Annotated in this window: 24 protein-coding genes; 19 read left to right on the top strand and 5 right to left on the bottom strand. The window is 70.8% G+C overall.

What is annotated here, in order from left to right:
- The first annotated feature begins 15 nt into the window (after positions 1-15).
- The 12 genes from IEZ13_RS35650 to IEZ13_RS35595 all read left to right on the top strand — a co-directional run bounded on the left by IEZ13_RS35650 (position 16) and on the right by IEZ13_RS35595 (position 13,710).
- A complete protein-coding gene (locus IEZ13_RS35650) occupies positions 16-1,053 on the top strand; it encodes a quaternary amine ABC transporter ATP-binding protein (protein WP_183219997.1) in 1,038 nt (345 codons plus the stop codon).
- Complete coding sequence (locus IEZ13_RS35645; protein WP_183219995.1) at positions 1,053-3,020, top strand: ABC transporter permease; 1,968 nt, start codon at positions 1,053-1,055, stop codon at positions 3,018-3,020. Before IEZ13_RS35650 ends, IEZ13_RS35645 begins: the two co-directional genes overlap by 1 nt.
- A gap of 3 nt (positions 3,021-3,023) precedes the next feature.
- Positions 3,024-3,986 (top strand): ABC transporter substrate-binding protein, encoded by a 963-nt coding sequence (locus tag IEZ13_RS35640; RefSeq protein ID WP_183219993.1) that lies wholly within the window; start codon positions 3,024-3,026, stop codon positions 3,984-3,986.
- Positions 3,971-5,188, top strand: coding sequence for a sarcosine oxidase subunit beta family protein (locus tag IEZ13_RS35635; protein ID WP_183219991.1), 1,218 nt, complete (start codon positions 3,971-3,973; stop codon positions 5,186-5,188). The genes IEZ13_RS35640 and IEZ13_RS35635 overlap by 16 nt, the downstream gene beginning before the upstream one ends.
- Positions 5,189-5,211: 23 nt before the next feature.
- The gene (locus IEZ13_RS35630; RefSeq protein WP_183219989.1) at positions 5,212-5,454 is read left to right on the top strand and encodes a sarcosine oxidase subunit delta; all 243 of its coding nucleotides are present in this window, start codon (positions 5,212-5,214) and stop codon (positions 5,452-5,454) included.
- A complete protein-coding gene (locus tag IEZ13_RS35625) occupies positions 5,451-8,183 on the top strand; it encodes a 2Fe-2S iron-sulfur cluster-binding protein (RefSeq protein WP_183219987.1) in 2,733 nt (910 codons plus the stop codon). Before IEZ13_RS35630 ends, IEZ13_RS35625 begins: the two co-directional genes overlap by 4 nt.
- The gene (locus IEZ13_RS35620) at positions 8,176-8,667 is read left to right on the top strand and encodes a sarcosine oxidase subunit gamma (protein ID WP_183219985.1); all 492 of its coding nucleotides are present in this window, start codon (positions 8,176-8,178) and stop codon (positions 8,665-8,667) included. The genes IEZ13_RS35625 and IEZ13_RS35620 overlap by 8 nt, the downstream gene beginning before the upstream one ends.
- A gap of 266 nt (positions 8,668-8,933) precedes the next feature.
- Entirely contained in the window at positions 8,934-11,297 is a 2,364-nt protein-coding gene (locus IEZ13_RS35615) for a sensor histidine kinase (protein ID WP_183219983.1), read from the top strand.
- Between the two features lie 47 nt (positions 11,298-11,344).
- Complete coding sequence (locus IEZ13_RS35610) at positions 11,345-11,770, top strand: roadblock/LC7 domain-containing protein (protein ID WP_183219981.1); 426 nt, start codon at positions 11,345-11,347, stop codon at positions 11,768-11,770.
- 71 nt (positions 11,771-11,841) lie between these two features.
- Positions 11,842-12,171 (top strand): DUF742 domain-containing protein, encoded by a 330-nt coding sequence (locus IEZ13_RS35605; RefSeq protein WP_372441833.1) that lies wholly within the window; start codon positions 11,842-11,844, stop codon positions 12,169-12,171.
- A complete protein-coding gene (locus tag IEZ13_RS35600) occupies positions 12,155-12,757 on the top strand; it encodes a GTP-binding protein (RefSeq protein ID WP_183219977.1) in 603 nt (200 codons plus the stop codon). The genes IEZ13_RS35605 and IEZ13_RS35600 overlap by 17 nt, the downstream gene beginning before the upstream one ends.
- On the top strand, positions 12,754-13,710 hold the full coding sequence (locus IEZ13_RS35595) for an ABC transporter substrate-binding protein (protein ID WP_229795449.1): 957 nt from the start codon (positions 12,754-12,756) through the stop codon (positions 13,708-13,710). The genes IEZ13_RS35600 and IEZ13_RS35595 overlap by 4 nt, the downstream gene beginning before the upstream one ends.
- On the opposite strand, the gene IEZ13_RS35590 is transcribed toward IEZ13_RS35595, so the two are convergent.
- The 4 genes from IEZ13_RS35590 to IEZ13_RS35575 form a co-directional block, all read right to left on the bottom strand.
- A complete protein-coding gene (locus IEZ13_RS35590) occupies positions 13,707-15,035 on the bottom strand; it encodes a vWA domain-containing protein (protein WP_183219976.1) in 1,329 nt (442 codons plus the stop codon). The genes IEZ13_RS35595 and IEZ13_RS35590 overlap by 4 nt on opposite strands.
- Positions 15,036-15,039: 4 nt before the next feature.
- Positions 15,040-16,146: a hypothetical protein gene (locus IEZ13_RS35585; protein WP_183219974.1), complete on the bottom strand. Its 1,107-nt coding sequence runs from the start codon at positions 16,144-16,146 to the stop codon at positions 15,040-15,042.
- 2 nt (positions 16,147-16,148) lie between these two features.
- Positions 16,149-16,583, bottom strand: a complete 435-nt coding sequence (locus IEZ13_RS35580; protein ID WP_183219972.1) for a hypothetical protein — start codon at positions 16,581-16,583, stop codon at positions 16,149-16,151.
- A gap of 318 nt (positions 16,584-16,901) precedes the next feature.
- Positions 16,902-17,474 (bottom strand): TetR/AcrR family transcriptional regulator, encoded by a 573-nt coding sequence (locus IEZ13_RS35575; RefSeq protein WP_183219970.1) that lies wholly within the window; start codon positions 17,472-17,474, stop codon positions 16,902-16,904.
- 85 nt (positions 17,475-17,559) lie between these two features.
- Here IEZ13_RS35575 and IEZ13_RS35570 point away from each other — a divergent pair, with 85 nt between their 5' ends.
- The gene (locus IEZ13_RS35570; RefSeq protein ID WP_183219968.1) at positions 17,560-18,000 is read left to right on the top strand and encodes a DoxX family protein; all 441 of its coding nucleotides are present in this window, start codon (positions 17,560-17,562) and stop codon (positions 17,998-18,000) included.
- Between the two features lie 331 nt (positions 18,001-18,331).
- Here IEZ13_RS35570 and IEZ13_RS35565 read toward each other — a convergent pair whose 3' ends face one another.
- Positions 18,332-19,117 carry an IclR family transcriptional regulator domain-containing protein gene (locus IEZ13_RS35565; protein WP_183219966.1) on the bottom strand — a complete coding sequence of 262 codons (786 nt, stop codon included), beginning with the start codon at positions 19,115-19,117 and terminating at the stop codon, positions 18,332-18,334.
- A 100-nt stretch (positions 19,118-19,217) separates the two neighbouring features.
- Here IEZ13_RS35565 and IEZ13_RS35560 point away from each other — a divergent pair, with 100 nt between their 5' ends.
- The 6 genes from IEZ13_RS35560 (at position 19,218) to IEZ13_RS35535 (ending at position 24,822) form a co-directional block, all read left to right on the top strand.
- On the top strand, positions 19,218-20,180 hold the full coding sequence (locus IEZ13_RS35560; protein WP_183219964.1) for an ABC transporter substrate-binding protein: 963 nt from the start codon (positions 19,218-19,220) through the stop codon (positions 20,178-20,180).
- On the top strand, positions 20,177-20,980 hold the full coding sequence (locus IEZ13_RS35555) for an ABC transporter permease (protein WP_183219962.1): 804 nt from the start codon (positions 20,177-20,179) through the stop codon (positions 20,978-20,980). Before IEZ13_RS35560 ends, IEZ13_RS35555 begins: the two co-directional genes overlap by 4 nt.
- Positions 20,980-21,756: an ABC transporter permease gene (locus IEZ13_RS35550; protein WP_229795447.1), complete on the top strand. Its 777-nt coding sequence runs from the start codon at positions 20,980-20,982 to the stop codon at positions 21,754-21,756. The genes IEZ13_RS35555 and IEZ13_RS35550 overlap by 1 nt, the downstream gene beginning before the upstream one ends.
- A 13-nt stretch (positions 21,757-21,769) precedes the next feature.
- Positions 21,770-22,546 (top strand): ABC transporter ATP-binding protein, encoded by a 777-nt coding sequence (locus IEZ13_RS35545; protein ID WP_183219960.1) that lies wholly within the window; start codon positions 21,770-21,772, stop codon positions 22,544-22,546.
- Between the two features lie 115 nt (positions 22,547-22,661).
- Positions 22,662-24,170: a M28 family metallopeptidase gene (locus IEZ13_RS35540; protein WP_183219958.1), complete on the top strand. Its 1,509-nt coding sequence runs from the start codon at positions 22,662-22,664 to the stop codon at positions 24,168-24,170.
- A gap of 157 nt (positions 24,171-24,327) precedes the next feature.
- Entirely contained in the window at positions 24,328-24,822 is a 495-nt protein-coding gene (locus IEZ13_RS35535) for a DUF2510 domain-containing protein (RefSeq protein WP_183219956.1), read from the top strand.
- The last annotated feature ends 126 nt before the right edge of the window (positions 24,823-24,948 follow it).

Below are 24,948 nucleotides of genomic sequence, written 5' to 3'. Positions count from 1 at the left end.
GCATTGGAGTTCGTGATGACCACCGAGGCCGTCATCTCGGTCCGGGACCTGTGGAAGGTGTTCGGGCCCAAGGCGGACCGGGTGCCACGCTCGGCCGAGCTGGCCGCGCTGTCCCGGCGCGAGCTCGCCGACCGGACCGGCTGCACGGCCGCGGTCCGGGAGGTGTCGTTCGACGTGGCGCCGGGTGAGGTGTTCGTGGTCATGGGCCTGTCCGGGTCCGGCAAGTCGACGCTGGTCCGCTGCCTGACCCGGCTCGTCGAACCGACCGCCGGGAAGGTGGTGTTCGAGGGTGAGGACATCCTGGACGCCGGCCGCCGGCGGCTGCGCGACCTGCGCCGGCACAAGTTCTCGATGGTCTTCCAGAACTTCGGGCTGCTCCCCTACCGGCAGGTCGTCGACAACGTGGCGTACGGGCTGGAGATCCGGGGCGCCGGCCGGGCCGAACGCGACCGCCGGGCCCGGGAGGTCATCGAGCTGGTCGGCCTGGACGGGTACGAGCACAGCTACCCCGACCAGCTGTCCGGCGGCATGCAGCAGCGGGTCGGCCTGGCCCGGGCGCTGGCCGTCGACCCGGACGTGCTCTATTTCGACGAGCCGTTCTCGGCGCTGGACCCGCTGATCCGGCGGGACATGCAGAACGAGGTCATCCGGCTGCACCGCGAGGTCGGCAAGACGATGGTGTTCATCACCCACGACCTGTCCGAGGCGCTGAAGCTCGGCGACCGGATCCTGATCATGCGGGACGGCGCGGCCGTGCAGTGCGGCACCGGCGACGAGTTGGTCGGCGCGCCGGCCGACGACTACGTGCGCGACTTCGTCCGGGACGTGCCGAAGTCGCATGTGCTCACGCTGCGCCGGGTGATGCGCCGGCCCCGCCCGGACGACGACCTGGACGGCCCGGAGCTGGGCCCGGACGTGATCGTCCGGGACGCGGTCCGGACGGTTCTCGCCGCGAGCGCGCCGGTCCGGGTCGTCCAGGACGGGGAACTGCTCGGCGTCGTCACCGGCGAGGAGATCCTGACCGTCGTCACCGGTGCGGAGGCCGGCGTCTGATGGCCGTCACGACCCTCGCCGCACCGCGGTCCGCCGGCCGCCGGATCGGCCGGCCGGTGCTGGTGGCCGCGGTGCTGCTGGCCTGGGTGGTGCTGTGGATCCCGGTGCACGGCATGCACACCCTCGGCCTGTCCCCGGCCGATCTGACCCCGCTGCACCGGTGGCTCAACGACGTCAACGACACGGTCGGCGCCAACCGCGACAGCAGTCCGGTGTTCCTGTACTTCTTCAACGAGATCCGGGCGGCCATCGACGCCCTGGTCACGTTCCTCCAGGACCTGATCGCGCAACCGTCGTACGGGCGGCCGGTGCCGGTGCTGGGCTGGCTGGGCGTGGTGGCGCTCGTCGCGTACGTCTCCTGGGTCTTCGGGAATTGGCGCGTAGCGCTGCTGGCCGCCGGCGGGTTCGTCCTGCTCGGGTTGCAGGGCCTGTGGACCGAGAGCATGGACACCCTGGCCCTGACCCTCGCGGCGGTGGCGATCTCGCTGCTCGTCGGCATCCCGCTGGGCGTCTGGGCGGGGCTGTCCGACCGGTTCCACCGGCTGATCACGCCGGCGCTCGACTTCATGCAGACCATGCCGACCTTCGTCTACCTGGCGCCGCTCACGCTGCTGTTCCTGATCGGACCGGCGTCGGCGACGATCGCCACGCTGATCTACGCGATGCCGCCGGCCATCCGGCTGACCGCGCACGGGATCCGCTCGGTGCACCCGTCGGCGGTCGAGGCGACCGAGTCGCTGGGCGCCACCGGCCGGCAGAAGCTGTTCAAGGTCCTGCTGCCGCTGTCCAAACGCACCATCGTGCTGGGCGTCAACCAGACGATCATGGCGGCGCTGTCGATGGTCACCATCGCGGCCCTGATCGACGCGCCCGGCCTGGGCAAGTCGGTGGTCAAGGCGTTGCAGACGCTGGACGTGGGCACCGCGTTCAACGCCGGTCTGGCGATCGTGGTGCTGGCGATCGTGCTGGACCGGGTCACCACGGCGGCCGGTGACCGGGTTCGCCGGACCGGGCCTTCCTCCCGGCTGCGGCGGCCGCTGGTGGCGCTGCTCGGGATCCTGGCCGCGGCCTGCTGCTACATGTCCTACACGTACGTGTGGGCCGCCGAGTTCCCGGACACGTACCGGATCGGCGGCGCCATCTCCCGGGGCGCCGACACGGTGACCGTATGGGCGCAGGACCACCTGTTCGCCGTCACCGACGCGGTCAAGAACCTGGTCACCTACGCCCTGCTGAATCCGCTCCAGGCGCTGCTCACCGAGTCGCCGTGGTGGCTGGTCGCGGCGGTGGCCGTACTGCTCGCCGCGCTGATCGGCGGGGTGCGCGCCGCGGTCGTCACCGCCGCCTGCCTGGCGCTGCTGATCGGCACCGGCCTGTGGCAGGACGCCATGACCACCTTGGCCATGACGATCGTGGCGACGCTGCTGGTGATGCTGCTCGGGATCGTCCTCGGCGTGTGGATGGGCCGTAACCGCCACGTCGACCGGATCGTCCGCCCGGTCCTTGATGCCGGGCAGACCATGCCGGCGTTCGTCTACCTGGTGCCGTTCGTGGCCCTCTTCGCGGCCACCAGGTTCACCGCGATCGTCGCGGCGGTGGTGTTCGCCGCGCCGGTCGCCATCAAGATCGTCGCGGACGGCGTGCGCGGCATCCCGGCCACCACGGTCGAGGCCGCCACCGCCGCCGGGTCCAGCACCTGGCAGCTGATCACCAAGGTGCAGCTTCCGATGGCCCGGCGGTCGCTGACGCTCGCCGCCAACCAGGGCCTCATCTACGTGCTGTCGATGGTGGTCGTCGGCGGTCTCGTCGGAGCCGGTGCGCTCGGCTACGACGTGGTCGCCGGCTTCTCCCAGAGCCAGTTGTACGGCAAGGGCCTCGCGGCCGGGGCGGCCATCGTGCTGCTCGGCATCATGCTCGACCGCATCGCCCGCGCCTCGTCCCCCTCGAACACCCGGAAAGGTCACTGAATCATGAAATCGACGCGTATCGCGGCGGCCGCCACGATCACCGCGCTGGCCCTGACCGCCTGCGGCGGCGAGAAGGTCGGCGAAACCACTACGCCGGGGTCCGCCGCGGCGGCGGCCCCCTGCGGCACCTTCAACCTGGCCGTCAACCCGTGGGTCGGGTACGAGGCCACGGCCGCGGTCATCGCGTACGTCGCGGAGAAGGACCTCGGCTGCACCGTGACGAAGAAGGACCTCAAGGAGGAGATCTCCTGGCAGGGCTTCGCCACCGGCGAGGTGGACGCGATCGTCGAGAACTGGGGCCACGACGACCTCAAGAAGAAGTACATCGACGAGCAGAAGGTGGCGGTGGCCGCCGGGTCGACCGGTAACAAGGGCATCATCGGCTGGTACGTGCCGCCGTGGATGGCCGAGAAGAACCCGGACATCCTCGACCACAAGAACCTCAACAAGTACGCGGCGCAGTTCAAGACCTCGGAGTCCGGTGACAAGGGCCAGCTGCTCGACGGCGACCCGTCGTTCGTCACCAACGACGAGGCGCTCGTGAAGAACCTGAAGCTGGACTACAAGGTGGTGTACGCGGGCAGCGAGACCGCGCTGATCACCGCGTTCCGGCAGGCCGAGTCGAAGAAGACGCCGCTGATCGGCTACTTCTACGAGCCGCAGTGGTTCCTGGCCGAGGTGCCGCTGAAGAAGGTGAGCCTGCCGGCGTACACCGCGGGTTGTGACGCGGATGCCGCGAAGGTCGCCTGCGACTACCCCGAGTACGACCTCGACAAGATCGTCAGCAAGAAGTTCGCCGACGCCAACGGGCCGGCCTACAACCTGGTGAAGAACTTCAACTGGACCAACGACGACCAGAACGTGGTCGCCAAGTACATCGCCCAGGACAAGATGTCCGCCGCCGACGCGGCCAAGAAGTGGGTCGAGGCGAACCCGGACAAGGTGAAGGCGTGGCTGGCGGGCTAGTCGACCACCCGGATCGGCTGTGGCGTAACCCGGAGCCGGCCGCCGCCTACGACGTGATCGTCGTGGGCGGCGGCGGGCACGGCCTGGCCACCGCCTACTACCTGGCGAAGAACCACGGCATCACCAACGTGGCGGTGCTGGAGAAGGGGTGGCTGGCGGGCGGCAACATGGCCCGCAACACCACGATCATCCGGTCCAACTACCTGTGGGACGAGAGCGCCGGGATCTACGAGCACTCCCTCAAGCTGTGGGAGGGCCTCGAACAGGAGCTGGACTACCCGATCCTGTTCAGCCAGCGGGGCGTGCTCAATCTGGCGCACAGCCTCCAGGACGTCCGCGACAGCGTGCGGCGGGTGCACGCCAACCGGCTCAACGGCATCGACGCCGAATGGCTCGATCCCGCGCAGGTCCGCGAGATCTGCCCGATCATCAACATCTCGCCGGACGTGCGCTACCCGGTGCACGGGGCCACCTACCAGCCGCGCGCCGGCATCGCCAAGCACGACCACGTGGCCTGGGCGTACGCGCGGGCCGCCGACGCCCTCGGCGTGGATCTCATCCAGGACTGCGAGGTGACCGGCCTGCAGATCAGCGGCGGCCGGGTCACCGGGGTGCACACCACCCGCGGCACGATCGGGGCGGGGCGGGTGGCGCTGAGCGCGGCCGGGCACACCTCGGTGGTGGCGAGGATGGCCGGGATCGACCTGCCGTTGCAGAGCCACCCGTTGCAGGCGCTCGTCTCCGAGCTGCTGGAGCCGGTACACCCGACGGTGGTCATGTCGAACGCCGTCCACGTCTATGTGAGCCAGGCGCACAAGGGCGAGCTGGTGATGGGCGCCGGCATCGACACCTGGAACGGCTACGGGCAGCGCGGCGCCTTCCACATCATCGAGCGGCAGATGGCGGCCGCGCTGGAGCTGTTCCCGTTCTTCGCCCGGGCGCACGTGCTGCGTACCTGGGGCGGGATCGTGGACGTCACCCCGGACGCCTCCCCGATCGTCGGCCTGTCGGAGGTGGACGGCCTCTTCCTGAACTGCGGGTGGGGCACCGGCGGGTTCAAGGCCACTCCCGGGGTGGGCTGGTGCTACGCGCACACCGTGGCGCACGGCGAACCCCACCCGCTGAACGCCCCGTTCAGCCTGGAGCGCTTCGTCACCGGAGCGCTCGTCGACGAGCACGGCGCCGCCGCGGTCGCCCACTGAGCCACTCAGCTGCGAGGAACACCATGATGCTCATCCCCTGCCCCTGGTGCGGGCCACGTGACGAGTCCGAGTTCCACTACGGAGGGCAGGCCGGGGTGGCCTATCCGGCCGAGCCGGACGCGCTCTCCGACTCCGAGTGGGCGAAGTACCTGTTCTTCCGGGAGAACCCGAAGGGCCCGTTCCGGGAGCGGTGGAGCCACAGTGCCGGGTGCCGTCGCTGGTTCAGCCTGGTCCGGGACACCGTGACGAACGAGGTACTGAGATGAGCCAGCCGTTCCGTACCGCATCGGGTGGGCTCGTGGACCGGGGCCGCGCGCTGGCGTTCCTGTTCGACGGGCGGGAGTACGAGGGGCATCCCGGTGACACGCTCGCGTCGGCGCTGCTCGCCAACGGGGTTCACCGAGTCTCCTCGGGGATCCGGACCGGGCGGCCGCGCGGGATCTTCGCGGCCGGGGTGGAGGAACCGAACGCGCTGGTCCAGATCGAGGAGCCGTTCCCGGAGCCGATGCTGACGGCCACCACCGTCGAGCTGTACGACGGGCTGGTGGCGCGCGGCCTGCGCGGTCAGGGCCGGCTGGCGGCGGACCCCGACCCGGGCCGGTACGACGGGATGTACGCGCACTGCGACGTCCTGGTCATCGGCGCCGGGCCGGCCGGGCTGGCGGCCGCCATGGTGGCCGCGTCGTCGGGCGCCCGGGTCGTCGTCGTCGACGACCAGATCCGGGCGGGCGGCAGCCTGCTCGGCACCGGTGAGCACCTGGTCTGGGTGGACCGGGTGACCGCCGAGCTGGAAGCCGCCCCCGAGGTGCGGCTGCTGACCCGGACCACGGCGTTCGGCTACTACGACGACAACTACGTGGTGGCGGTGCAGCGGCGGCCGGGGCTGCCGGAGCACCGGGCCCGGGAGCGGGTGTGGCGGATCCGGGCGCGCCGGGTGGTTCTCGCCACCGGGGCGCACGAGCGGTCCCTCGCGTTCGCCGGCAACGACCGGCCGGGCGTCATGCTGGCCGGTGCGGCGCGCACCTACGTCAACCGGTACGGCGTCCTGCCCGGCCGCCGCGCCGTGGTGCTGACCGGCAACGACAGCGCCCACGACGCGGCCCGGGATCTGGCCGCCGCCGGGGTGGAGATCGCCGCGGTCGCCGACCTGCGCGACGGCTGGGCGATCACCGGGGTGGCCGGGACCGAGCGGGTCGAGGCGGTGACGCTGCGGGCTCCGGACGGGATCGAGCGCCGTCTGGAGGCGGACCTGCTGCTGGTGTCCGGTGGCTGGAACCCGGTGGGCGCGCTCTACAGCCAGGCCGGTGGGCGGCTCGTCTTCGACCCCGGGCTGGCCGCCTTCCGTCCGGACGGGAACTGCCGGCAGGCGCTGGAGGTCGCCGGGGCCGCCGCGGGTTCGTACAAGCTGGGGGTTTGTCTCGCGGAAGGCGCCGCGGCCGGGAAGCGCGCCGCCGAGGCCGCCGGTCTCGTGGCCGGCGAGATCGTCCTGCCGGCGGTCACCGAGCCGGAGGTGACGCCGCCGCTGGCCGTCTGGACGCTGCCCGGCGGGGATCCGGCCACCGCGTTCGTGGATCTCCAGCGCGACGTGACGGTGGCGGACCTTACCCGGGCCACCGGGACCGGGATGCGCTCGGCGGAGCACGTGAAGCGCTACACCACCGCCGGGACCGCGCACGACCAGGGCAAGACGTCCGGGGCGCTGACCAGCGGGGTGATCGCGGAACTGCTCGGCGTGGAGGTCGGCGCGCTGGGTGTCACGACGTTCCGGCCGCCGTTCACGCCGGTGAGCTTCGCGGCGCTGGCCGGCCGGAACCGGGGCATGCGCTTCGATCCGGTCCGGGTGACCGCCCTGCACGCCTGGCACGAGGCGAACGGCGCGCTCTTCGAGAACGTCGGCCAGTGGCGGCGGCCGTGGTACTACCCGCGCGAGGGCGAGGACATGGCCGCCGCCGTGCTGCGCGAGTGCTGGGCGGCCCGCGAGGGCGTGGCGATGATGGACGCCTCCACCCTCGGCAAGATCGACGTGCGCGGGCCGGACGCCGCGGTGTTCCTGGATCGCCTGTACACCAACATGATCAGCACGCTGGCGCCGGGCGCGATCCGGTACGGCGTGATGTGCCGCCCGGACGGCATGGTGTTCGACGACGGCACCGTGATCCGCCTCGCGGAGGACCGTTTCCTGGTCACCACGACGACCGGCAACGCCGCGGCGGTCCTCGACTGGATGGAGGAGTGGCTCCAGACCGAGTGGCCGGAACTGCGCGTGCACTGCACCTCGGTCACCGAGCAGTGGGCCACCGTGGCGCTGGTCGGACCGGACTCCCGCCGGGTTCTCGCCACGCTGGCGCCCGCCCTCGACGTGAGCCGGGAGGGCTTCCCGTTCATGACGTGGCGGGACACCGAGGTGGCCGGCCTGGAAGCGCGGGTCTGCCGGATCAGCTTCTCCGGCGAGCTGGCCTACGAGATCAACGTGAGCTGGTGGGACGCGGTCACGCTGTGGGAGGCGCTGCTGGCGGCCGGCGCGCCGCTCGGCATCACGCCCTACGGCACCGAGACCATGCACGTGCTACGCGCCGAGAAGGGCTATCCGATCATCGGCCAGGACACCGACGGCACGGTCACCCCGCACGATCTGGGGCTGAGCTGGGCGGTGTCGCGCAAGAAGGCCGATTTCCTCGGCCGCAGATCCTTCTCCCGTACGGACACCGCGCGCCCGGACCGCAAGCAACTGGTCGGGCTGCTGCCGGACGCCGGAACGCTGCTGCCGGAGGGCTCGCACCTGCTGACCGGACCGGACGAGACGGCCGCCCTGGGGCACGTGACGTCGTCGTACCACAGCGCGGCCCTGGGGCGGACCTTCGCGCTGGCCCTGGTGCGCGGCGGCCGTGGCCTGATCGGGCAGACGCTGTGGGCCACCCTCGACGACGGCGTGACACCGGTGGCGGTCACCGGTTCGGTGCTCTACGACCCGGAAGGAACCCGGCGAGATGGCTGAGCGGAATTCCCCTCTGGGCGGCGCCACGGACCGGTTGGCGGCGGTGGCGGCCGCGACCGGCGGCGCGGTCACCGTGGCCGAGGTGCCGTTCCTGACCCAGATCGGCGTGCGAGCACTTCCCAGCACCTCGACAGCTGTCGATGTTAACGTTCTTCAACTCGGCCCGGATGAATGGCTGATCGTCGGACCGCCGGGGCTCTCGGCCGCATCGGCGGACTCCTCCGCCGTGGACGTGTCGGCTCAGCGCACCACCGTGGCGATGGGCGGCTCGCGGGTGCTCGATCTGCTGGCCATGGGTTGCGCGATCGACCTTCACCCGCGCGTCTTCCGGGTGGGCGACTGCGCGCAGACGACGATGGCGCACGCGCCGGTGATCATCTGGCGCCGGGAGACGGGGTTCTGGATCCTGGTGCGGGCGTCCTTCGCGGCACACCTGGCCGACTGGATCGTCGACGCGGCCCAGGAATTCACAGCGGGTGACTGATAACGCTCCCATCTCACCATCCGTGATCACGTAAAAGCGATTTGACGTTGCGCCATCGTAAATTTCGGCTCGCACTGTTGACCATCAAGGACGAAGAGACGATTCTGTTTCGGCGGTCCCCGAAGATCAGTTCCATTACCGGCGACCGCTTTCCATCGCGCCACCCCCCGCTTCATGCAACAGACTTTACGGATCGACCGTATTGAATCGACGTGCACGCCGGCCGTGAGCGAGCCGAGCCGGCGGTCGACAGAGGAGCTGATCGCTTGTCCGTCCATGCTGAGGGCGCCGAGCAGTCCGAGCCGGGCGGGAACGCGCCGGCCCCCAGCAGCCACCCCGGCGACGAGAGGGCGCGATCACGACGGGCCGGTGGGACGATCCGCCGGCGTGTGGTGCGTACCCTCGCCCTGCCGGTGGCCACCACCCTGGTGCTGCTCACCATCGTGGCCGTCGGTGAGGTCGGCAACTACCGCACCGCCTCGGACACCACCCGCGCCGTCACCATCGACCTCGGCGTCCAGGAGCTGGTCCAGGATCTCCAGACCGAACGTGGCCTGACCGCCGGGCTGCTCGGCGGCAACGACGGCTTCCGCGCCGAGCTGCTGCCCGCCCGCGACGCGGTCGACCTGCGGCGCGACCAACTGGAGGTGCTGATCGCCGACGGCGGTGACGTGGAGGACCGGGTCGGCGCCGCACTCCAGCAGCTGGACGGGCTGACCGGCGTACGGGCCGGCACCGACACCGGCTCCGGCGAGCGGGCCGCCACCTTCGCCTTCTACACCGCCCGGATCGCCGACCTCGGCAACCTCGACTTCGACCTGGACGGCACCAGCGACCCCGAGCTGCGCCGGGGCGCGGCCGCGCTGGAGGCGCTCGGCGACATCAAGGAGGCGATCGCCCAGGAGCGGGCCTTCCTCAACGGCGTCTTCTCGGCCAGCGGCTTCAAGTCCGGCGAGTTCCTCCAGTTCGTCACCATGCGGTCCACCAAGGACGCCGCGCTCGCCGCCTTCGACCGGTACGCCAACAGCACCGAGCGCGCCGCCCGCGACTACACGTTCGACACCGGCGCCGCCCGCGAGGCCGCCTTCTTCGAGCAGGTCGCCCTCCAGTCCGGTGACAACCGATACCTCCAGGTCAACCCGCAGTCCTGGTGGTCCGCGCACACCACGGTGCTCGACGACATGCTCCAGCTCGAGAACCACATCGGGTCGGTCATCACGGCGCGGGCCGCCACCCTCGAGGACGACGCGACCGCACGTATGGGCGTGCTGCTCGGCGCCGTGCTGCTCTGCCTGGCCGGCTCGGTCTGGCTCGCCACCGTCGCGTCCCGGTCGGTCGCCCGCCCGCTGGCCGTCCTGGCCTCCGAGGCGAACCTGCTGGCCAGCGCACAGCTGCCGGAGGCGGTCCAGCAGGCGGCGGCCGGCGACAGCACCGCTCCCCCGCCACCGGTGCTCGTGCCGCGCGGCGCCAGCACCGAGATCCGCCTGGTGGCCGACGCCTTCGACCGGGTGCAGGCCACGGCGTACGCGCTGGCCACCGAGCAGGCGATGCTGCGGCGCACCACCGCCGAGTCGCTGGCCAACCTGGGCCGGCGCAACCAGAACCTGCTGCGCCGCCAGCTCGGCTTCATCACCAAGCTGGAACGGGAGGAGTCCAGCCCGGCCGGCCTGGCCAACCTGTTCGAACTGGACCACCTGGCCACCCGCATGCGGCGGAACGCGGAGAGCCTGCTGGTCCTGGTCGGTGCGGCCAGCCCCCGGCAGCTCTCCGAGCCGTTGCAGGTCTCCGACGTGATCCGGGCCGCGGTCTCCGAGGTGGAGGAGTACCGCCGGGTCACCCTGCGCCGGGTCGACGACACCATGGTCGCCGGCTCCACGGTCAGCGGCATCGCGCACATGCTGGCCGAGCTCATCGAGAACGGCCTGGCCTTCTCCCCGCCGGACGTGGACGTGGAGATCCACGGCCGCCGGATGGGCGAGAGCTACCTGATCGCCATCACCGACCAGGGCATCGGCATGACCCCGGCGGACATGGCCCGGGCCAACGAGCGGCTGCGTGGCCGCGGCGACTTCATCACCGCTCCGGCCCGCTTCCTGGGCCACTACGTGGTCGGCCGGCTGGCCCTCCAGATGGGCATCGACGTGCAGCTCACGCCGTCGCCGGTGACCGGTGTGACGGCGCGGATCACGCTGCCCGCCGAGATCCTGGCCGACCCGCACACGGTCGGCCCCGCACCCCGGCCGGCCGCGCCGGCCCGCAAGATCACTCCGATCCCGCGGCAGGTCACCGCCACCGTCGAGCCACCGGCGCCGACCACGCCGACCGCACCGCTGCGGCTGGAGCCGGCACCCGTCGCGAACGGCACACGGCCCCTGCGGTCCACCGCCATCGAGTACGTGGTGGTGCAGGAGGAAGCCGTTGCCGTCGACGGCGCACCCCGTACCGCGAATGGCCTGAAGAAGCGCATCCCCCGCACGCAGCGCAACCCTTCGCGCCCGGCCGAGACGGTCACCACCCCGGCCGAGAAGCCGGCGCCGGTCGCCGATTCGCCGGAGGCGATCCGGGATCGCCTCAACGCCCTGCGCGGCGGCATCCAGCGCGGCAACGCCGAAAAGGCGGGGCTTTCATGACGAGTACTCAGAAATGGCCCCTCGGCAGCAACCTGGAAAGAAGAATGATGAGCGTTGACACCTCGGCGGACCGGCATCAATTCAATTGGCTGCTCGGCAACTTCGTCCACCAGACGGACGGCGTGCGCGACGCCGTGGCGGTGTCCTCCGACGGGTTGCTGATCGCCGGCTCGGACGGGCTGAACCGGGCCGAGGCGGACCAGCTGGCCGCCATCGTGTCCAGCCTGGCCAGCCTGGCCCGCAGCGCCTCCCGCCGGTACGACTTCGACGGCCTCAAGCTCATCATGATCGAGATGCACCGGGGTTTCCTGCTGGTCTCGGTCATCCGCGGCGGCAGCGTCCTCGGCGTGGTGGCCGGCAGCGAGAGTGATCTGGGCCTGGTCGGCTACGAGATCTCACTGCTCGCCGACCGCTTCGGCGATCTGCTCACCCCGGCCCTGATCGCAGAGTCCCGGCAACACCTGCCGCGATGAGCGATCCGTCGGGAATCCCGTACGCCGGCTCCCACCGGCCGTCCGACGGGTACGGGCTGCACTCGGGCGGCATGGACGAGGATCCGGTGATCCGCCCGTTCATGCTGACCGGTGGGCGTACCGAGCCGCTGCAGGACGGAATCCGGATCGAGACACTGCTGCACGCGGCACCGGCCGCGCTGTCGGCGCCGCTGCGCTTCGAGTCCCGGCGGATCGTCGAACTCGCACAGGCGCCGATGTCGGTCGCCGATCTGTCGGTGGCGCTGCGCGCGCCGCTCGGCGTCGTCCGCGTCATCGTGGCCGACCTGATCACGCAGGGCTACCTCTCCGTCGAGGACCAGTCCGGCGAGCTCTCCACCAGTTTGATCGAAAGGATCAGGGACCGTGTCCGGGCGCTCTAGGGAGCCGTCGACAGCGCACCCCATCGCTGTCAAGATCGTCATCAGCGGCGGCTTCGGCGTCGGGAAGACCACCTTCGTGGGGGCCATCTCCGAGATCGAGCCGCTGGTCACCGAGGCCGAGATGACCGAGAGGTCGATCGGCATCGACGACACCTCCGCGGTGTCCGGCAAGACCACCACCACCGTCGCCCTCGACTTCGGCCGGATCACCCTGGACGACGCCCTGCTGCTCTACCTGTTCGGCACCCCCGGGCAGGACCGGTTCGCGTTCCTCTGGGACGACCTGGTCGACGGGGCGCTCGGCTCGATCGTGCTGGTCGACACCCGGCGGATCGAGGACTCGTTCCCGGCCATCGACTACTTCGAGGAGCACGAGATCCCGTTCATCATCGGCGTCAACCGGTTCACCGGCGCCCAGCGGTTCCAGCTCGCCGAGGTCCGCGACGCGCTCGGGGTCGGTGAGGGCGTACCCCTGGTGGAGTGCGACGCGCGGGACCGCGAGTCGGTGAAGAGCGTCCTGGTGGCGCTCACCGAGGAGGTGCTCGCCAAACGGGCGGGCCGGGAGCGGGCGGGGTCGGTCCGGTGAGGCGCGGACTCTCCCGGCTCATCGCCGCCATCGGCATCGCCGCGCTGGCCGGCTGCTCCGGCACCGAGGCGGCCATCACGCCGCCGCCCGGTGTGCCCGACCCGGTCGGCTGCGGCAGCGTGAACATCGCGGTCAACCCCTGGTCCGGGTACTCCGCCAACGTCGCCGTGGTCAGCTACCTGCTCGAGGAGGAGTTGAACTGCACGGTCGGCACCGTGGAGCTGAGCGAGACCGCCTCGTGGGCCGGCCTGGTCGACGGCAGCATCGACGTGATCCTGGAGAACTGGGGCCACGACGATCTGAAGAAGAAGTACATCGACGGCCAGAAGGTCGCCGTGGAGCTCGGGCTCACCGGCAACAAGGGCGTCATCGGCTGGTACGTGCCACCGTGGATGGCCAGGACCTACCCGGACATCACGAACTGGCGCAAGCTCAACAGCTACGCCGACCTCTTCAAGACCAAGGCCTCCGGCGAGAAGGGCCAGTTCCTGGCCGGTGACCCGTCCTTCGTCACCAACGACGACAAGCTGATCGAGAACCTCAAGCTCGACTACACCGTGGTGTACGCGGGCAGCGAGGACAAGCTCATCGCCGCGTTCCGGAAGGCGCAGGCCAACCGGACGCCGCTGCTGGGCTACTTCTACGAGCCGCAGTGGCTGCTGTCGGACATCAAACTGGTACGGGTGCCGCTGCCCAACTACACGCCCGGCTGCGACGCCGACGGGGAGACGGTGGCCTGCGACTACCAGCCGTACGACCTCGACAAGATCGCCCGGAAGAAGTTCGTCGACTCGGGCAGCCCGGCCGCCACCTTCCTGAAGAACTGGAAGTGGACCAACGACGACCAGAACAAGGTCGCCAAGGACATGACCCAGAACGGTCTGTCCGCCGAGGACGCGGCCCGCAACTGGGTCGACGCGAACCGCACCGTCTGGGAGAAGTGGCTGCCCTAGCTCTCGTCCCCGTCCCCGTCGTCGTCCTGGTCGGGCTCCCCGGTGGGCGGGACCGGCGGGGTGTCGTAGCGCCGGCCGCGCTTCTGGAGGCGGGCCCGGGAGCTGGCGGACAGGAACTTACCGGCGCGCGAGGCCGAGCCCATCTCGGTCTCGCGCGCCAGGTAGTCGAGTGTCGCGGCCTCCTCGGCCAGGTCGGCGGCCAGTGACTCCGGAGCGTCCGCCCGCGCCTTGCCGATCTCCTCCCGGGCCTGCCGGATCTCCTCCAGCGCGGCCGTCGAGTCGCCCTGGTTCAGCAGGTCGGAGGCGCGTCGCTTGGCCCGCTGGGCGCGCAGGTAGACCAGCTCGGTGCGGACCACCGGGTCGGGCACCCGGCCGGCGGCCACGTCACCGGGCACCACGTTGACGTGCACCGGAACCGTCACCGTGTGCTGGGCCAGCGCCGGCAGCTCCACATGGGTGAAGGTCAGCGTCGCGATCTCGGCGAGGCCCAGCGCGGCGACCGCCGGCACGTCGAAGGTGAGCACCAGCTTCCGGGTCTCGTCGGCGTAGAAGCCGCCGAGCTCGATGAGCAGGCCGTCGTCGACCACGTTGGCGGGCAGGTCGTTGACCACCAGCACGCCGCTGACCACCGGGGTCACCGCGACGTGCAGCGAGGCGGCCTGGACGGTCTGCGCCAGCAGGGCCTGGACCTCGCCGGCGATCAGCGCGATGGCGGTGTCCGGCTCCTCGGCGAAGTGCTCGTTGCCGGAGCCGCCCCGGGCGAGCGCCGACATGATCCGCTCGTCGTAGCCCAGCCCGAACCCGAGCGTCGACGTGGTGACCCCGTGCGTGTACGCCTCGGCCGCCACCCGGGCCAGCGCCTCCGGATCGGTGATGCCCGCGTTGGCGTGCCCGTCGCTGATGATCAGGACGGTGGCGCCGGCCGCCCCGGCCACCCGGCGGGCCTCCTGGAGCCCGCGCAGGTAGCCGCCGGACAGGTCGGTGCTGTTGCGCGCCTCCACCCCGGCGATGGCCCGTCTGGCCGCCGCCTTGTCGGTCAGCCGCCGGGCGGGCACCACCACGTCGACCCGGTCGTCGAAGGCGACCAGGCCGAAGTGGTCGCGGGGGTCCAGGCGGTCGACGAGCGCGGTCAGCGCGCTCTTCGCCCCGTCGAGCCGGTCGCCGCGCATCGAGCCGCTGCGGTCCAGCACCACCACGAGGGTGCTGGGCGCCCGCTCGGCGCCGTCACCGGGCGCGGGCGGCGCGGCCAGCTCGATCATCACGGAGACCTGGTCCTCGGTCTCGATGGCGATCATCTCGACATCGAGGTGGGCGGTGACGCGCACGGCACTACTCCTTCGACGGCTCCCCTGGGCCGGCCGACTGTAGTAGACCGCCGCTCGTCTCCGGTTCCACTGAGGGCACGGGCGTCTCGGTGGGTTCGGGCGTCGCCGTGGGTTCGGGCGTCGCCGCGGGCGCCGTCGTCTCCAGCCAGCGGTCCGGGGCCGTCGACACCGGACGTGGGGGCGTGTCGTCCTTCCCCGTGCGCTCGAACACCGGGTCCACCATGAAGCAGTCACCTCCGGCGCGGTCCGTCTCGGCCACCGCGATCACGTCCCGCCACCGGTTCACCGGGACCTCGACCTTCCGCGCCTCGCCCGGCTCGACGGCGATCTGCGAGGTGCGGTACTCGGGTGTGGTGCCGTCGCCGCCGCGGAACTGCCAGGTGCATTCGGCGTCCTCGGGCGACTGGAGGGTGGTGACGAGACGCGAGGACTTCACCTCCTTCCAGCGCATCCGCGACTCGTTCTTCTTCGTGCCGCGTTCCCGGGGTACGAAGGCGGTGCTGATGCCGCCCTTCTTGTTCGGCCCGCGGAGCACCGTCACGGTCTCGTCCAGGGGCTCGGTCGTCTCCGGGGCGTTCGAGGGCGGGGCACCGGCCGGTGTCTCGGGTTCGGTCCGGCGTGCGGCGCCGTCCTGAACGACCGGCAGTTGCTGAGCCTCTCCTTCGGGCACGGTCTGAAGCACCAGGGAGTTGAGTCGCTGCGGCTCCTCGCGCATCCCACCCCCGACGTCGAGCTGTGCGACGACGAGAAAGGCGCCCAGGACGGCGGCCGCGGCGACCAGTGCGGTGGAGCCGCGGAACCTGCCCACCGGGGGCCGCAGCGGTTGCCCGCCCTCGCCGGTCGGCACCCGGGCGACCGGCACGGCGACGACGGATTCGCGGGGATGCCCGGCCCTTTCGACGGTCTCCCCGATCACCATGACGTCGTCGTCCGCCCGGACGACACCACGGTCCAGGGCGAATTCCATGCATTTCAGCGCCGTCTCGAATTCGCCGTACCGGACCAGGACGTGCCCGGCCTCGTGCACGGCGTATCCGTCCTCGTAGGGGGAGAACTCGTCCGTCTCCTCCGGGTCCGCGTGCCCGCACTCGAATTCGATCTCGCTGCCCATCTTCACGAGTCGGCCTTCCCGTAGTCACGACGGTTTGCGTTTCTCCACATTTTCGCGATCTCGGTCCCGATCGCGCGGTAGTCGACCAGTTGATGCCTGACGAGAAGGGGAGCGCGTTTGAAATCCACCCCGGCGACGCCGATGACGAGAATCGCGTCGCAGTCGCGTGAATCGGCTCCGTTCACCAGCCAGCGAAGGTATCCGAACCGATCGTCCTCCGCGACGATCTTGGCCCAGCGCTCGTACTTCTCCTCGCGCCGTTTCTTCTCGGCGAAAGCCGACCGCAGCGCTTCGAAGTTGGCCATGTTGACGGCCGAACCGATTTCCCGAACCGCCTCCTTACGGGGAACCGGACGGCCGTCCCGGTCCGTCAGCCCATCGGTCACCAGGGGCCTGGTGCGCTTGTAGGAACGATATGAAATGACGATGTTCTTCATCAGCGGGATCGTCCAGTCGATCGGCCGTGGAGTCAGAAAACCGAGTACCCCGTAGCAGACGACCTCACGAATTTCCCTATGGCTGTGATCCACGAGAACTCGCAAACGCTAGAGCACGGAAGCCTTCTCCGCGCAGCATGAGCTGATTTGTTCTGCCGGCCGAGATCACCGCGAGATCACTCGGCGACGCGGGGCGGGCTGAACACGGGCATTCGCCGTCGGGTCAGCGGTGGGTCGGAAACCCCGCGCAATCGCAGCCGTAATGGTATATCGGACTTATCGCCAATGTCTGAATGAGAGGCTCTGAAACGAGATAGATCAGGCTTTAGGGTGATGGAGATGGCCGAAGGCCAGGGTGATGAGGTCGCGCGCGTAGGTCTCCGGGTCGATCTCGGCGGCGTCGGCGAGGGCGCCGCTGAGCCACAGGTCGGCGAAGCCGTGGGCCATCGACCAGGCGGCCACCGTGGTGAGCCGGTCGCGGGCCGGGTCCGGGGAGAGGGCTCGGCCGCCGCTGGACAGGACGGCGGCGGCGCGGGCCCGGGCCGGGGCCACCGCGGGGTCGGCGGGGCGGTACAGCTCGGGGCGGAACATCACCTGGAAGTGGGAGCGGTGCCGGACGGCGAAGCGGACGTACGCCACGCCGACCTCGCGGAAGTCGCCGCCGGCCGCTTCGAGGGTCGCGGCGAACAGGTCGAAGCCCTCGGCCGCGACGGCGGTGAGCAGACCGGTCTTGTCGCCGAAGTGATGTGTGGGCGCGGTGTGTGACACCCCGGCGCGGCGGGCCAGCTCGCGCAGGCTCCAGCCGGTGGGGCCGGACTCGCCGATGGCCTGGAGCGCGGCGTCAAGCATGACGCGGCGCAGGTTCCCGTGGTGGTAGGCGGACGGCTCCATGCCGGAACCCTATCTTTCCACTGGCAAAATCGGGAGCACCGCGCTATCTTTCCAGTGGAAACTTTCCACTGGAAAGGTGATGTTCATGATTCCGCTTCTCGCTCTGATCGCCGGGTCCGCCGTGCTCCGCCTGATCGGCCTGGCCGGTGTGGACGCTCTCGACGGCTGGCAGCCGGCCCTGCGCGGCGGCCTCGCGCTGATGCTGCTCCTCACCGGGATGCAGCACTTCCGGCCGGGCTGGCGGGAGGACATGATCGCGATGGTGCCGCCCGCGCTCCCCCGGCCGGACCTGCTCGTCACGCTCACCGGTGTCCTGGAACTGGCCGGCGCCGTCGCCCTGCTGATCCCGCCGCTGGCGCCCTATGCCGCGGCCGGGCTGGCGCTGCTCATGCTCGCGATGTTCCCGGCCAACGTGTCGGCGGCCCGGCGCGGGCTGAGCCTGGGCGGGCGGCCGGTCACCCCGCTGCCGCTGCGTACCGCCATGCAGGTGGTGTTCGTGGGCGTGGCCGTGGCTCTGGCGGTCTGAAACTCCAGGCACCCGGGTCGCCCACTCTCCGCCGCTACACCGGTCGCCCGGGGCGGGTGGCAACGGTTCCACCGGATGGGTGGGCGCACACGGTGACGATGTCGTGGTCGCGCACGTGGCATACAGCCGTGGTGGCCGCGCACGCGGTGTCTTCCGTGTGCGGCCACCACGGCTTCGGCGGCCCGAGCGTGTGCGCCCGCCCGCCGGGAGACCGAACGTGCGGGCGGACCGGTCCTTGTGGACCGTGGATGGCGACTGCCGTGACCGGCGGCAGACGGGGGTTTCCGGGGCGACCGCGCCCGGCGCCGCGGCCGGGGCCGCCTGACCGGGTTCAGGCGATGGTCCGCCGCGGCGCCGCGACCCGCAGGTCCGCCTCGATGGCGGCGGTGGCCGCGAGCAGCGGTGGCAGGAGCCGCTCGCGGATCTCGTCGACGGTGGCCCGGGCCGCGTGCACCGAGATGTTCACCGCCCCGGTGGCGGCGCCGGTGCGATCCCGGATCGGCGCCGCGATGGCCCGCAGCCCCTCCTCGAGCTCCTGATCGACGATCGAGTGGCCCTGGAGGTGGACCTGCCGCAGCTCGGCACGCAGCGCGTCGGGGGTGCAGATGGTGCGGTCGGTGAGCCGCTCCATCGTGGCCCGGGCGAGGTAGGCGTCGAGCTCCGGCTCCGGTAGGGCGGCCAGCATGACCCGGCCCATCGACGTCGCGTATGCCGGAAATCGGGTACCCACGTTGATGGCGACCCGCATGATCCTACTTGTCGGGACACGGGCGACATAGACGATGTCGTCACCGTCGAGCACCGACATGGAGGACGACTCCCGGACCTCCGCCACCAGACGCTCCAGATGGGGCTCGGCGACCTCCGGCAGCGAGAGGCTGGACAGGTACGAGTAGCCGAGTTCCAGGATTCGCGGGGCCAGCGAGAACAGCCGGCCGTCGGTGCGTACGTACCCGAGATCGGTGAGGGTGAGCAGGAATCGGCGGGCGGCCGCGCGGGTGAGACCACAGGCGCGGGCCACGTCACTGAGCGTGAGTTCGGGGTTCCGGGAATCGAACGCACGTATGACCGCGAGCCCCCGCTCCAGCGATTGAACGTAGTACGGTTCGCGCGGCATCAGATGATCGACCCAAGTCGTTGACGTGACACGGGGCACATCATAGCGTTCTCTATGAGAACTCACGTTCGTCATGCGCACACATTTCGAAGGAGTAAATATGCGGCGACTTCTCGCAGGGCTGACGGCGGCCGTCCTCGCCGGCGCCCTCGCTGCCTGCGGCACCTCCAGCGACTCGGGCGGCACCACCGACGCGGGCGGCGTCGACCAGGTCAAGGTCGGTGTCATCCCGATCGTCGACGTGGCCCCGATCTTCCTGGGCAAGGAGAAGGGCTTCTTCAAGAGCCGGAACATCGAGCTCACCCTGGAAGCCGGTCAGGGCGGCGCGGCGATCGTCCCCGGTGTGGTCAGCGGCCAGTTCCAGTTCGGCTTCTCGAACTTCACCTCGCTGCTGATCGCCCAGACCAAGAGCGTGCCGATCAAGGCGATCGCGGCGGGCGTCGCGTCGACCGGTGAGGCGGGCAAGGACTTCGGCGCCGTCGTGGTCAAGGGCGACAGCCCGATCAAGACCGCCAAGGATCTGGTCGGCAAGAAGATCTCGGTGAACACCCTGAAGAACATCGGTGACACCGTGACCCGCGAGTCGGTCCGCAAGGACGGCGGCGACAAGAAGAACCTGAACTTCGTCGAGATGCCGTTCCCGAACATGCCGGCCGCCCTCCAGGACGGTCAGGTCGACGCCGCGTGGGTGGTCGAGCCGCAGCTGTCCACCATCAAGGCGGCCGGCGGCCGCGAGATCGCGTCGACGTTCGTGGACGCCGCGCCGAACCTGACGGTGGCCGCGTACTTCGCCTCGACCCAGCTCATCGAGAAGGACGCCGACCTGGTCAAGCGCTTCACCGAGGCGATCAACGAGTCGCTGACCTACGCCGACGCGCACCCGGACGAGGTCCGCACGGTGCTCGGCACCTACACCAAGATCGACGAGAAGCTCCGCGCCTCGCTGGTGCTGCCGAAGTGGCCGACCCAGATCAACGAGCCGTCGGTGCAGACCCTCGCCACCCTGGGCGCCGAGGACGGCATCTTCACCGGCACCCCGGACCTGGAGAAGCTCCTCCCGTGACGTCCCCACGTCGTGGCAACCCGGCCCGGTCCGGCGGCACCGCCCTCCTGGGCGCCGTCGGCCTGGCCGGGTTGCTTCTCGTCATAGAGCTGGCGCCGCGGCTCGGCCTGGTCGACGAGCGGTACCTGCCGCCGGCCAGCCGGATCGCGGCCGCGCTGGCCGAGGAGGCCGGCACCCCCGCGTTCTGGACGGCGCTCACCGACACCCTGATCGCCTGGTCGGTCGGCCTGGCGATCGCGGTCGGCGCCGCCGTGCTCGCCGGCATCGTGATCGGGTCGATCCCGGTGCTGCGGTCACTGACCGCCTCGACGATCGAGTTCCTGCGCCCGATCCCGTCGGTGGCGCTGATCCCGCTCGCCGTGCTGATGTACGGCACCGAGCTCGGCTCCACCCTGCTGCTGGTCTGCTACGCCGCCTTCTGGCAGGTCCTGGTCCAGGTCCTGTACGGGGTGGCCGACGTCGACCCGGTCGCCTTCGAGACCGCCCGCAGCTTCCGGTTCTCCGCGTGGGGCCGGATCCGGCACGTGCTCTGGCCGACCGCCCTGCCGTACGTCTTCACCGGTGTCCGGCTGGCCGCCTCGGTGGCGCTGGTCCTGGCGATCACGGCCGAGCTGGTCATCGGCTCGCCCGGCCTGGGCAAGGAGATCGCCGTGGCACAGGCCTCCGAGGCCGTTCCCACCATGTACGCCCTGATCGTCGTCACCGGCGTGCTCGGCGTGATCATCAACCTGCTGGCTCGTACCGGCGAGCGCCGCCTGCTCGCCTGGCACCAGTCCGTGCGGGGAGAGGTGACCGTCTGATGATGAACGTGGTCAAGAAGATCCTGCTCGCCATCGCACTGCCGTTGACCCTGTTCGCCGGCTGGTATTTCCTCAGCGCCGACAGCGAGAGCTTCTACTCCCCGCCGCTGGAGAAGATCCTGGTCGCCTTCGGGGACACCTGGGGCCTCGACCGGCTGAGGGCCGACGTGGCGCCCAGCGTGCTGCGCCTGCTCGCCGGATTCCTGCTGGCCGCCCTGATCGGCGTCGGCGCCGGCGTCGCGATCGGCATGAACCTGCGCCTGCGGGCCGTGACGGAGCCGGTCCTGGAGTTCTTCCGGGCCATCCCGCCGCCGGTGCTGGTGCCGGTCATCATGCTGTTCGCCGGCATCGGCGACGCCATGAAGGTGATCGTCATCGTCTTCGGGTGCATCTGGCCGATCCTGCTCAACACGGTGGAGGGCGTCCGCGCGGTGGACAGCGTGGTGCTGGAGACCGCACGCTCGTACGGGGTGAACGGCGTCGCCCGTATCACCAAGGTGATCCTGCCGTCGGCGGGCCCTCAGATCGCGGCCGGACTGCGCCAGGCGCTGTCCATCGCGATCATCCTGATGGTGATCAGCGAGTTGTTCGCGGCCAGCAACGGCCTCGGCTTCACCATCGTGCAGTTCCAGCGCAGCTTCGCGATCCCCGAGATGTGGAGCGGGATCATCCTGCTCGGCCTGCTCGGCTTCGTGCTGTCGCTGCTGTTCCGGCTCGCCGAGCGGCGGGCGTTGCGATGGTACGAGGGCCTGCGCGCGGCGCAGCGCCAGAGCTGAGGGAGGAGCGACGATGCTCGAAGTGAAGGGACTGCGGAAGGTCTACCGGTCCGGAAGCCGGGAGGTGGAGGCGCTCCGCGACCTGACGTTCACCGTGGACAACGGCGAACTGGTCTGCCTGGTCGGCCCGTCCGGCTGCGGCAAGACCACCCTGCTGCGCTGCATCTCCGGCCTGCTCGACCCGACCGCCGGGGACGTCCGCGTCAACGGCCAGAAGGTCGACGGGCCGCCGAAGGGCATGGCCGTGGTGTTCCAGGAGTACGGGCGCAGCCTGTTCCCCTGGATGAGCGTGCGCGACAACGTGGAGCTGCCGCTCAAGCAGAAAGGAGTCGGGCGAGCCCGACGCAAGCAGCTTGTAGAGCAGTCATTGGATGCGGTGGGACTGACGGGCACGGCGTCGGCGTACCCGTGGCAGTTGTCCGGCGGCATGCAGCAGCGCGTCGCGATCGCCCGCGCGGTCGCGTACGAGCCGCAGACGCTGCTCATGGACGAGCCGTTCGCGGCCGTCGACGCGCAGACCCGGGCCGACCTGGAGGACCTGGTCCGCCAGCTGTGGAAGCGGCTGGGCGTGACCATCCTGTTCGTGACCCACGACATCGACGAATCGGTCTACCTCGGACAGCGGGTGGTGATGCTCTCCACCTCGCCGACCGTGGTGCAGGAGGAGCTGGCCATCGACCTGCCCGAGCACCGGGACCAGCTGACCACCCGGGCCGACCCCCGGTTCATCCAGCTGCGTACCCGGGTCTACGAGCAGATCCAGGCCGCCAAGCGCAACGCCATGCAGTAGTTCCACACCGGACGCCCGGGCCCCCCTGATAGGTATCGATTGATATGGGGGTCCGGGCGTTCTCCTCTGCGATGCTCGGGCCACCCCAGATTCCTGAGCCCGCAGAGGAGATCTCGTGCGAGCAACACCCTTCGTCGGCGCCGCCGTCCTGCTATCGGCCGGCCTCGCTGTAGCCACTCCCGCCCAGGCCGCCGCCGCGCCGGACATCGCGGTCGCCAACGTGAAGGCGCACCTCAGCCAGTTCCAGAGCATCGCGACCGCCAACGGCGGCAACCGGGCGCACGGCCGCCCCGGCTACCTGGCCTCGGTCACGTACGTGAAGAACCTGCTCGACGCGGCCGGGTTCACCACCACCCAGCAGTCGTTCACGTACAACGGGGCGACCGGCTACAACCTGATCGCCGACTGGCCGGGCGGCGACACCAGCGACACGCTGATGATCGGCGGGCACCTGGACAGCGTCACGGCCGGCCCCGGCATCAACGACAACGGGTCCGGCTCGGCGGGCATCCTCGAGGTCGCCCTCCAGGTCTCCCGGTCCGGCTTCCAGCCGGACCGGCACCTGCGTTTCGCCTGGTGGGGCGCGGAGGAGCTGGGACTGCGAGGATCGACGGCGTACGTCAACTCGCTCACCAGCGCGCAGCGGTCGGCGATCACCGGCTACCTGAACTTCGACATGATCGGCTCGCCGAACCCCGGCTACTTCCTCTACGACGGCGACAACTCCGACGGCACCGGCTCCGGTCCCGGCCCGGCCGGCTCGGCGCAGATCGAGGCCACCCTGGCCGCCTACTTCACCTCGATCGGGGTGCCGACCCGGGGCACCGACTTCGACGGCCGCAGCGACTACGGCCCGTTCATCGCCAACGGCATCCCGGCCGGCGGCATCTTCACCGGGGCCGAGGGCACCAAGACCTCCGCGCAGGTCACGCTCTGGGGCGGCACCGCCACCCGCTTCGACCCCTGCTACCACGCCTCCTGCGACACCACGTCGAACATCAACGACACGGCGCTGGACCGCAACAGCGACGCCATCGCGTACGCCGTCTGGACCCTCGCCGACGGCGGCGGAACCGAACCGCCGCCCGGGACCACCGTCTGGTCCGACGGCCTGGAGACCGCGACCGGCTGGGCCGCCGGCACGGGCAACACCGCCACCGCGGGCCTGCTGGAACGCGGCAACCCGGCCGCCACCAGCAGCTCCGGCGTGGCCACCCAGCTCGACGCGGCGGCCGGCGGCAGCTACGCCCTGATCACCGGGGCCACCGCCGGATCCAGCGCCGGGGCCAACGACCTCGACGGGGGCGTGACCAGCATCGTCTCCCCGCAGATCACGCTGCCCACCGGCACGCTGACGCTGAGCCTGTCCTGGTACCTGGCCTACCTCAACAACGCGACGAGCGCCGATTACCTGCGCGTGCAGGTCGTCTCCGGGACCACCACGACGACCGTGCTCAGCCAGACGGCGAGCGCCACGAACAAGGCCGCGGCCTGGACCACGGCGACCGCCAACCTGTCCTCGTACGCCGGGCAGACCGTCCGCATCCGGGTGGAGGCCGCCGACGCGGGCACCGCCTCCCTCGTCGAGGCCGCCGTCGACAACCTGGTCATCACCCGCTCCTGAGCCGGGTCACCCGCCCGCCGGTCAGCCCCGACGGGCGGGAACCCCTCGTCACCCGCCCGCCGGTCGAGCCCGGCGGGCGCGAACCCTTCAGACCCGGGTGTCTCCGGCCGATCGGGAGGATCAGCCCTCGTCCCCGGTCAGAGAAGGGAGCACGCCCATGTCGCAGCCCGCCGGATGGTATGCCGATCCAAGCGGTCTACCGGCCCAGCGCTGGTGGGACGGCGGGAAGTGGACCGATCACATCCAGCCGGGCGGCCCTCCGACGCCACCACCGAACGGCTTCTTCCCGCCGGTGCCGCCGACCGGGCCCGCGGCCCCCGGGCAGCACACGGTCAACCCCGGTGATCCGGAGAACGCGCCGCTCCACGCCGCCCAGCCGGCCTCCGCGCGGCAGGGTGGGCTGCCGCTGCTCTCCGACTCCCGGCCGGCCTCGCCCGCGCCGCATCCCGAGGTGCCGGCCGTGCCGTACGCCATGCAGCCGGTCGACGCGGTCTCCGGGAAGCCCGGTCACACCGTGCCGGAGCCGCCGCGCGGCCCGTCCGGCCTCGCCAGCCCCTCCGGCCCTTCCCGCCGGGAGCTGCGCCGGGTGCTCCTGCCCGCGGCCGTCGCCGTGGTCGTGCTGACGCTCGCCGCCTACCTCCTTCTGCTGTGATCCGCATCGGACAGCGAACCGAAAGCGCCACCCGGCATGCGGCTCGTGCCGGGCGGGGCTCGACGCCCCGGGACCGTCCGAAGTGACCGATCACGGATAGAAGGCTGCGGAACGGGGAAGAGGACC

The sequence above is a fragment of the Actinoplanes campanulatus genome, from assembly GCF_014647795.1.
Taxonomy (GTDB): domain Bacteria; phylum Actinomycetota; class Actinomycetes; order Mycobacteriales; family Micromonosporaceae; genus Actinoplanes; species Actinoplanes campanulatus.
Note: the sequence above shows the minus strand (reverse complement) of the source record. Positions and strands in the feature narration are given on the sequence as shown.